The organism is Agromyces binzhouensis, assembly GCF_004135055.1.
In the GTDB taxonomy this organism is placed as follows: Bacteria; Actinomycetota; Actinomycetes; order Actinomycetales; family Microbacteriaceae; genus Agromyces; species Agromyces binzhouensis.
In genome coordinates this window covers 1-1,928 of record NZ_SDPL01000499.1, presented here as the reverse complement: position 1 = coordinate 1,928, position 1,928 = coordinate 1, and the positions used below count along the sequence as shown (strand labels likewise).

Here is a 1,928-nt window from a genome sequence, read left to right as displayed (position 1 = left end):
CGGGCGGTCGAGCCGATCGCCGCCGAGCTGCGTCGCCGCGCCGCGGCCGACGAGCCCTACCTGGGGTTCTCGGCGGGCGCCGCGATCGCGTCCGACACGGCCCTGCTCGGCGGCTGGCGCATCGGCGGGGTCCCGGTCGCCCCCGAGGAGGCGGGCGAGGACCTCGACGACGTCACGGTCGAGGCGGGCATCGGCCTCGTCGACCTCACGATCGACTGCCACGCGGCGCAGTGGGGCACGCTCACGCGGCTGATCGCCGCCACCGAGGCGCGCCTCGTCGACGGTGGCATCGCCATCGACGAGGACACGCTGTTCTCCATCGGCGCCTCGGGGCTCCGGGTCGCGGGCGCCGGCAGCGTCTGGAGCGTCACGGGCGACGGCGACGGGGTCTCGGTGCGGAGCATCTCCGGCTGATGGGTCGGACGCTTCCCGAGCTCGCCGACGCGGGACTCATCGACGCGACGTGGGCCGACGCGCTCGCACCGGTGGCCGGCGACATCGCGCGGATGGGCGACCTCCTCCGCGCCGAGGTCGCCGAGGGTCGCGGGTACCTCCCCGCGGGCGACGCGGTGCTCCGCGCATTCCGCCAGCCCGTGCCGGAGGTCCGCGTGCTCATCGTCGGCCAGGATCCGTACCCGACGCCGGGGCATCCGATCGGCCTCTCCTTCGCCGTCGAGCGGCACGTCCGACCGCTCCCGCGGAGCCTCGCGAACATCTACCGGGAGCTCGCCGACGACCTCGGCGTCCCACCGGCCGCCCACGGCGACCTCGGAGCGTGGAGCACGCACGGCGTGATGCTGTTGAACCGGGTCCTCACGGTCCGGCCGGGCGAGCCGGCGTCGCACCGGGGCATGGGGTGGGAACGCGTGACGGACCACGCGATCCGCACGCTCGTCGCTCGCGGCGGCCCGCTGGTGGCGATCCTCTGGGGTCGCGACGCGCAGTCGCTCGCGCCGCTGCTCGGCGACGTGCCGCGCATCGAGTCGGCCCACCCCAGCCCGCTCTCGGCGAGCCGCGGGTTCTTCGGCTCGCGTCCGTTCAGCCGGGCGAACGAACTGCTCGTCGCGCAGGGCGGCGAGCCGGTGGACTGGGCGATCCCCGCCTGAGGCCAGCCGCGTGTCATCCGTTCGCAACCTCGCGCGCGTAGCATGACGGGATGCTCGAGGAGGAATACCAGGCGCGACGGTCCCTGCCGAGGCACCTGCGGAAGACCGAGGAGCCCGAGGCCCCGTTCTCGTTCGAGATCCGCCCGGCCCGGCCCGCCGACCTGCCGGCGGTGCGCGAGATCTACAACTACTACGTCGCGAACTCGACCGTCACCTTCGACGAGGACGCGATGTCGCTCCGGGAGTGGAAGCAGAAGTACTCGTACCTGAACCGGCTCCGCATGCCCTTCCTCGTGGCCGAGTCGCCCTCCGGGCAGCTGCTGGGCTACGCGCTGGTCTCGCCCTGGAAGCAGAAGCGCGCCTACCGGTACACGGTCGAGAACTCGATCTACCTCGGCCCCGCGGCATCCGGCAAGGGGCTCGGCAAGGCGCTGCTGGGCGCCCTCATCGAGGCGTCGAAGGAGGCGGGCCTGAAGGAGATGATCGCCGTCATCGCCGACCAGGGCGCCGACGCGTCGATCCGGCTCCACGAGCGGTTCGGCTTCCACGAGATCGGGCGCATGGGGAGGGTCGGCTTCAAGTTCGACCGATGGCTCGGCACGGTGCTCCTGCAGAAGACCCTGAAGTAGGGCGGGCTGCGGCGGCGATCAGTCGAGGAGGAGCTCGACGCCGCCGTACAGGGACGGCAGCGCGAACGCCACGAACAGTCCCGCCGCACCGAACAGCGCCGGGTGCGAGAGCCCGACCACGAGCCTGCGCATCGCCGGCCGCCCGGCGAGCATGCCGTCGGGCACGCCGCCCGCGGCGGGTGCCGCGCGCCAC

3 protein-coding genes are annotated in these 1,928 nt (G+C 73.4%); all 3 read left to right on the top strand.

The window, feature by feature from the left end; genetic code table 11:
* On the top strand, window positions 1-414 hold a 414-nt coding region (locus ESO86_RS19280), incomplete at its 5' end, for a type 1 glutamine amidotransferase family protein (RefSeq protein WP_479722791.1).
* On the top strand, window positions 414-1,106 hold the full coding sequence (locus ESO86_RS16090) for a uracil-DNA glycosylase (RefSeq protein ID WP_129235854.1): 693 nt from the start codon (window positions 414-416) through the stop codon (window positions 1,104-1,106). The genes ESO86_RS19280 and ESO86_RS16090, both read left to right, overlap by 1 nt.
* Window positions 1,107-1,156: 50 nt before the next feature.
* A complete protein-coding gene (locus tag ESO86_RS16085) occupies window positions 1,157-1,735 on the top strand; it encodes a GNAT family N-acetyltransferase (RefSeq protein ID WP_129235853.1) in 579 nt (192 codons plus the stop codon).
* Window positions 1,736-1,928: the final 193 nt, after the last annotated feature.

Bases quoted from the DNA above. Each gene is read 5' to 3' on its own strand.
- ESO86_RS16090 (WP_129235854.1), top strand. From the start codon at position 414: ATGGGTCGGACGCTTCCCGAGCTCGCCGACGCGGGACTCATCGACGCG.
- ESO86_RS16085 (WP_129235853.1), top strand. From the start codon at position 1,157: ATGCTCGAGGAGGAATACCAGGCGCGACGGTCCCTGCCGAGGCACCTG.